This is a genomic window from Levilactobacillus parabrevis ATCC 53295, from assembly GCF_001434055.1.
In the GTDB taxonomy this organism is placed as follows: Bacteria; Bacillota; Bacilli; order Lactobacillales; family Lactobacillaceae; genus Levilactobacillus; species Levilactobacillus parabrevis.
The window spans coordinates 47,094-53,093 of record NZ_AZCZ01000018.1 but is presented as its reverse complement, the minus strand read 5'-3'; the positions used below and the strand labels follow the sequence as shown (position 1 = coordinate 53,093).

General features: G+C 49.7%; 8 protein-coding genes. 5 read left to right on the top strand and 3 right to left on the bottom strand.

Features of this window, described 5'->3' with window-relative positions; genetic code table 11:
- Positions 1-62 precede the first annotated feature (62 nt).
- Entirely contained in the window at positions 63-350 is a 288-nt protein-coding gene (locus tag FD07_RS06420; protein WP_020089317.1) for an ArsR/SmtB family transcription factor, read from the bottom strand.
- 137 nt (positions 351-487) lie between these two features.
- Between FD07_RS06420 and FD07_RS06415 the strand changes: the two genes are divergently transcribed.
- The 5 genes from FD07_RS06415 to FD07_RS06400 all read left to right on the top strand — a co-directional run bounded on the left by FD07_RS06415 (position 488) and on the right by FD07_RS06400 (position 3,331).
- Entirely contained in the window at positions 488-1,306 is an 819-nt protein-coding gene (locus FD07_RS06415; RefSeq protein WP_020089316.1) for a helix-turn-helix domain-containing protein, read from the top strand.
- Positions 1,307-1,381: 75 nt separating this feature from the next.
- Entirely contained in the window at positions 1,382-1,810 is a 429-nt protein-coding gene (locus FD07_RS06410; RefSeq protein WP_020089315.1) for a hypothetical protein, read from the top strand.
- Positions 1,810-2,736 (top strand): quinone oxidoreductase family protein, encoded by a 927-nt coding sequence (locus FD07_RS06405; RefSeq protein ID WP_020089314.1) that lies wholly within the window; start codon positions 1,810-1,812, stop codon positions 2,734-2,736. The genes FD07_RS06410 and FD07_RS06405 overlap by 1 nt, the downstream gene beginning before the upstream one ends.
- A 5-nt stretch (positions 2,737-2,741) precedes the next feature.
- Positions 2,742-2,882, top strand: coding sequence for a hypothetical protein (locus tag FD07_RS12330; protein ID WP_020089313.1), 141 nt, complete (start codon positions 2,742-2,744; stop codon positions 2,880-2,882).
- A 179-nt stretch (positions 2,883-3,061) separates the two neighbouring features.
- Complete coding sequence (locus FD07_RS06400; protein ID WP_020089312.1) at positions 3,062-3,331, top strand: hypothetical protein; 270 nt, start codon at positions 3,062-3,064, stop codon at positions 3,329-3,331.
- Between the two features lie 224 nt (positions 3,332-3,555).
- On the opposite strand, the gene FD07_RS06395 is transcribed toward FD07_RS06400, so the two are convergent.
- Positions 3,556-5,070: an endonuclease MutS2 gene (locus FD07_RS06395; protein WP_020089311.1), complete on the bottom strand. Its 1,515-nt coding sequence runs from the start codon at positions 5,068-5,070 to the stop codon at positions 3,556-3,558.
- Positions 5,071-5,305: 235 nt separating this feature from the next.
- A complete protein-coding gene (locus FD07_RS06390; RefSeq protein WP_020089310.1) occupies positions 5,306-5,956 on the bottom strand; it encodes an endonuclease III domain-containing protein in 651 nt (216 codons plus the stop codon).
- Between the last annotated feature and the right edge of the window lie 44 nt (positions 5,957-6,000).

Genomic DNA, 6,000 nt, shown 5'->3' with positions numbered 1-6,000 from the left:
GACAAGATGCTAAATCTAAAAAGGGGCGCTCTCAATGAGCGTCTCTCCAGTGGTCTAATCGGTTATAGGCTTTGCCAGAAATGGGTTAGGTGTCGATCAAAAGTCGACCGATCTAAAATAACATACTTTTCACGTGCTACCTTCCGCACCGTGATCAAACCCGCCTCCTGTAAAATTTTAAAATGGTACGAACCGGACGTCTTGCTAATCTGCATCGCCTGACTGATCTCACCACAAGAAACCTCGTGGGCCAGTTGACTCAGATACTTAACGATTTCCAAACGAATTGGATCAGCTAGTGCCTTAAAGACTTTGATGCTCTCTTCAGTTGTCTGCGCTTGTTTTTTCATAACCCTTATCCTACTAGACTTATTTTTTAACGCAAGTGGTTACTCGTGATTTTTGCGAATCACGACCTTCTCACTAGCATTCTCAACGCAAGCTGTGTAAATTTAACGTAAACCATCGACCAGAGGAGGGAATCACAATGTCACTCGGAACCACGCTCAAACGCGTTCGCAAGCAACAAGGCCGCTCGCAGAAAGATGTCGCAACTGGCATCTGTGCACAATCCATGCTATCGGCAATTGAAAATGATCGGTACACGCCCAATGCAAAATTGCTGGTCGCACTGTGCCGCCGATTAGCCATCTCACTCGATGAGATCAGCTTAGCTACAGACTTTGCCATCAGTGGAGATGACGACCTGAACACACGTATGCAGGCGCTCTGCAACCAACACTGTTATCAGGAGCTCCGGGACTTTCTATTCGCACCCGAAACGGTCGCCGCCGTGACCACAGCACAACAGACCCAGGCCTATTACTATTACCTTGGCGTGGCCCAGCTACACGTTGATGCCAAACTGGATGACGCCAAGCAGAACCTGCAATTTGCGATGACCATGACAGAAGAACGCATGCCCACAATGCTGCCCCGCCTAGCCATGGCATCGCTCGCCACCGTTCAAGCCAAACAGGGCCTCCGCCACAGCGCCACCCAATTGAGCGATCAGGCACTCGCCGCCATTGAACAAGCCCCCTACGAAGAGAACAGCAACATCATTTTCTACCTCGCCGCGTTAACCGCGTACTTTTTACAAAATGCCACGTTGGCTACCCAGCGACTATTAACAGGCATTGCCTACATCACTGCCCACAATTCTCATTATATGCTGGCCAACAGCTATCGCCTGCTGGCGGAAATTGCCGATCGTGCCGGACGGGAGAACGAAGCTACCGACGCACGTCAAAAGCAACAATTCTTAACGGATCTCTTTCACGAGCAAGTACCGAAAAAATTTTGAAAGTATCAGTATCCTGATTTTTAAAGCAAACAATTATCGGTTAAAGTAAGGCCATCCAATCAAGGAGGCCTTTTTATGTCAGAAATCCTATTTCAAAACCACGTACTCACCCGTGCACCCCAGCAGCGACTACAAACAATTCTTAGCAATCCAGAAACTTTGCGCCTTTGGGACAACGAGATTACGCAGATCGCCGCGGTAGGCAATGGCGTCGACATCACTCGGCAAGCACCCGCACTCAATACGCACGAACATCTGACTGTTACCGCGTCAGCCAACCAAGTCATTTACCACAGTCAGGACGGAAACCTCGCTTATCAGTTAACTTTCACGCTATCTGGGGTTGATAACCAGACAACCCTCACGGAAACGCTCACCGTACCCGCTACTGCTGGGAACCTTGTTCCACTCAACCTGCTAGCCCCCATTGCCAAACACGCTTTTGCACAAAAGCTAGCGGCATTGGTCGCCCTTGCCGAATCGGATTGGGAGGTGAGTGACTGATGCGCGCCATTACACAAACATCATATCAAGGTATCGATGCGCTAACCTTAACGTCATGCCCGATACCCCGACTAAATCCGCTGGCCGTTCGTATCGAAACGCGCTACACACCCATCATGCCCTACGACATTCTCACGGAGACGGGACAGCTAAAAGCCTTGCGCCCTGTCAAATTACCAATTGTCATCGGCTACGGCTTTGGTGGCATCGTTCGTGAGGTCGGCGGTCTACGCAATTCTCAGTTGCTAAATCGTCCCGTCATCGGCATCCAACCAACCGGCAGTCATCAGGAACAAGTCCTGTCGACGTTGCCACCACTCTTGTTTCCGGTTCCACAGAATGTCTCGCTGGCGGACGCGACCACCCTCATCGGTGGTGCGGATGCTGCCTACTTTGCCTTCAAGAAGAGTCAACTGCGAGCTGGTGAAACCACCTTAGTCACTGGCGCGAGCGGCAGCGTTGGCACTTACTTTCTACAACTGGCTCAGTTCTTTGGTGTGCACACCATCGCCATTGGCCATTCCAGCCGTCACAAGCTTTTGCAAACACTGGGGGCAGAACAGGTGCTCGACTATGATCTCCCACTCGACCAGCAGTTAGCTGAGGCACCTGCCGTTAGCCAAGTGATTGATCTGGCCGGTTCAACCGCACTGCTCGACCAACTGACGGCTGCGTTGGGACCAGTCAAAATTCTTTCATTGGCGCAGCAACAGTATCGCACACGACCGCAGCAGTCCTTTAGTTTCGTAAGTGGTGCCATTACTCCGAGTGATTACCGTTGGCTACTAACGCAACTCGCCCAACACAAACTCAGGGCGGTAATCCACGAGCAATTCCCGTTCACCGCTGTCAAGACAGCGCAACACCACCTGTTGTCGGAACACGCGGCCGGACGAATTCTATTAACCTACAATCAGGAGGCTTGACAAGAATGTTATTAACGATTGATTGGAATCACCTGTTACCACAACTTCTCTCACTATGGCTCATTGGCTGGGGCGTTCGCGCCCTATTAGTTGGGGTGATTGTCGGTGGCCTGTTCTGGCTGTTTAAGCGCAGTCACTGTCGGTGAACCCCAACTACTAGCACCTTGACACATCCGTCCAAAGGGTCAGGCCTTCGTTATACATGAAAACTAACCTTAACATTCCAGTCCTTTGGCGTGGCCTTACTTCAAAGGTAATGATACGATACGGACGTTAAATTGGGTGTACCTTTCGCTGAAATAAGTTATTTCTGGAGGGGATAATTATGCGTATGGTTCGACAAAACACAACCGCACAGTATCTTTTATTTGGATCCACGCTAATTTTGATGGGACTTACAATCGTCTTGTTTAAACCCGTTGCCTTGGCAGTCATCGGTTTCCTTTCCCTGGCAACGCTGACGTTTCACTTCGACCTCTTTGCCTCCACCCACGACCGACACTTTCTGAACGAAGCTGATTTCATTCTTCAACTCGTCTTAGTGGTAACCACATTGACCAAGCTCTTCTTGGTGGCACGACCACATTTAGTTTAGTCAAATATCTCATCAGACTGAATCTCAAGCGCCGACTTTTCCCAACCTTAACATGCCCGTGTCATCGCGACAATGGTTATCGTATATACCCACTTAGCTGTTGGCGTCCGAACTGGATTCGTCAATAATAGATTCGAAACAGAGATCTAATCTACACGAATAAAGGCTCATTCATCGCTCTAACAACGATGGATGAGCCTTATATATTTGAATTTCAGTCTAATTTATTTCGTAACAAGTCGCTGACGTGCGGCATCCAGAATTGGTTGCGCCAAACCTAAACGTTCGGCCAGCCAGATTGCTTCACTTGCGCCGACTTGATTCAGCAACAAGCGATACGTTGGCTCCAACGTCTGCGGATCGAAGGCCATCGTGGCCGTCATAAACGTCGGGCAATCAACGGCATATTCCTTGATCGCACTAAAGTGGGTCGTGGCAATGATGGTTGCCTTTCTTTGACGAAGATATTCGATGATCGAGATACTCAGTGCAGACCCTTCTTCCGGATCAGTCCCGCTCCCAATTTCATCCAATAAGACCAACGCGTTCTCCTTAATATTATCCGTCATATCAACCAGCGTCGTCATTTCAGCGGCAAACGTACTCAGTTGAGCCGTAATACTTTGGTTATCGCCAATGTCGACCCAAAACTGACTGAAGACTGCCATCTGGGTTCCAGCAGCAGTTGGTAACTCAAGGCCAACCTGAATCATCAGGGCAAATAGCGCGATAGTCTTCAAGACAACCGTCTTCCCACCCGAATTGGCTCCAGTGATCATCAGTCCCTGCTGCGGTGTCAGTTCAATATCGAGCGGTACGGCGTTCTTGAGCAAGGGATGACGACCCGCAACGATCTTAATGTGCTGATCCGTATTTAACTCGGGTAAACGACTAGCCGTTTCCAATCCATACTGACCACGTGCCATGATCTGGTCGAACTGGCTGAGTAGCTCCTGATTCTTAGTCAACGCGTCCCAGTTATCCAGTACGTCCCCAGTCAAAGTTACCAACAATTGGTAGACTTCGGCACTTTCATCGGCAATGAGTTCTGCGAGGACGGCGCCCTTCTTAGCTGCCGTGGCTGGCTCGAAGAAAATGGTTGAACCGGTCGCCGACTGATCGATGACCTGCCCCTTGAATCGGTTCTTTTCACCGGCCTTGAGCTGCACGCAGACCCGCTCATTTCGCGTGATCAGCCGGTTACTCTGCACGGAACGGGGATGCTTCTGAACGAACTGTGTCAGCGCCGTCTGAACCTGTTGGCGTTGCTTTACAACTTTCCCACGAATCTCGGCCAGTTCCGGCGTTGCGTTGTCGGCAATTTGGCCGTAGATGATCATATGCTCCAGCTCTTGTTGAAGACTTCCCAATTGCGCGGTGGATTGCATGAACGCTGCCAGATGTGGTGCTAACTGCTGGTGTGTGTGTAAGATGGCCTTTAGCCGCCGCAGATTAATCAAAAAGTGATTGATCTGGTCTAGCTGTTGCGCGTTCAACATGAGGCCCTGATCAAGCTTGGCCTGTAACGCCGCTAGTTGATCTAGGTCAAAATAAGTAAACGTCACATCATTGGCCAGTAGCCGGTGGGCTTCCGCCGTTAACGTTAATTGTGTGTGAACAGCCATCAATTCGGTTTGATTGGCCGTTTCCTGTAGTGCTTTGGCTGCCCGATCACTGTGCGTGTACGTGGCAACTGTTGCTAAAATTTGATCTAATTGGGTAATTTCCTTTAAATTCATTTACTCTCCTTGCAGCAAACAGCATGGAGAGACCTTCAGTTATTGGCTTGTCGGTCCTGCTATTTGCTATGACTTGCACGATCTCGTGCCGGACACTTCACGGCAATTTCGCACACTCATTAACGTCACTCCTCGTCCTTATTTACTGTGTTAACCGTAACATACGCCGAGTCTTTGAGCAAACGCAGGTCCACTAGTCTACGCGATACCAGAGTCATCACCCCGCTACCCGTTTCTAAATCTCTGCCTCATTCTCTTCGTTCAACTTGTCACAGTCGATGATCAGCTGGCAAACTTCCTTCTCTGGTGCTAACTTCATCGAATACTTGCGGCCGTATTCAATCATGGTGTGATGCGCCTGATGCAATTCTGCCGGATTCAAAACGCTGACAATCTTATTCTCCACCTGTAAAGGTGAGGCCGACTGCTCTACAAAATGAAGGCGCTTGGAAATAGCCGAGACGTGGGTATCCACGGCAAATGTCTCCTGACCAAAGACATCGCTCAAAACAACGTTGGCCGTTTTCCGGCCGGCACCGGGCAAAGCCATGATACCCTTACGATCAGTCGGCACCACGTCGTTTAAGTTCTCGTGAACGATGCGCGCGGTCTTGATGATATTCTTAGCCTTGTTGTGAAATAGACCAACGCTTTTAATAATCGTTTCAACGTCGCCCACATCTGCCACCATTAACGCCGCAGGATTCGGATACTTGGCGAACAAGGTTGGCGTCACCTTATTGACCGAGACGTCCGTAGCTTGTGCACTCAAAATAACGGACACCAAAAACTGGAAGGGCGTCCGAGCATCCAGTGACGACCCCACCGGTCCAATGTCGTCTTCCATTTGATGAATGGCCCAGACAATCTGTTCGTCTTTTAACATAAATAGCCTCCCGCTTCTATCGTTCTGTAGTTGTCCTCTTAATA

Excerpts from the sequence above, each read along its gene's own strand:
- FD07_RS06415 (WP_020089316.1), top strand. The coding sequence starts at position 488 with ATGTCACTCGGAACCACGCTCAAACGCGTTCGCAAGCAACAAGGCCGC.
- FD07_RS06395 (WP_020089311.1), bottom strand. The coding sequence starts at position 5,070 with ATGAATTTAAAGGAAATTACCCAATTAGATCAAATTTTAGCAACAGTT.
- FD07_RS06405 (WP_020089314.1), top strand. The coding sequence starts at position 1,810 with ATGCGCGCCATTACACAAACATCATATCAAGGTATCGATGCGCTAACC.
- FD07_RS06390 (WP_020089310.1), bottom strand. The coding sequence starts at position 5,956 with ATGTTAAAAGACGAACAGATTGTCTGGGCCATTCATCAAATGGAAGAC.
- FD07_RS06420 (WP_020089317.1), bottom strand. The coding sequence starts at position 350 with ATGAAAAAACAAGCGCAGACAACTGAAGAGAGCATCAAAGTCTTTAAG.
- FD07_RS12330 (WP_020089313.1), top strand. The coding sequence starts at position 2,742 with ATGTTATTAACGATTGATTGGAATCACCTGTTACCACAACTTCTCTCA.
- FD07_RS06400 (WP_020089312.1), top strand. The coding sequence starts at position 3,062 with ATGCGTATGGTTCGACAAAACACAACCGCACAGTATCTTTTATTTGGA.
- FD07_RS06410 (WP_020089315.1), top strand. The coding sequence starts at position 1,382 with ATGTCAGAAATCCTATTTCAAAACCACGTACTCACCCGTGCACCCCAG.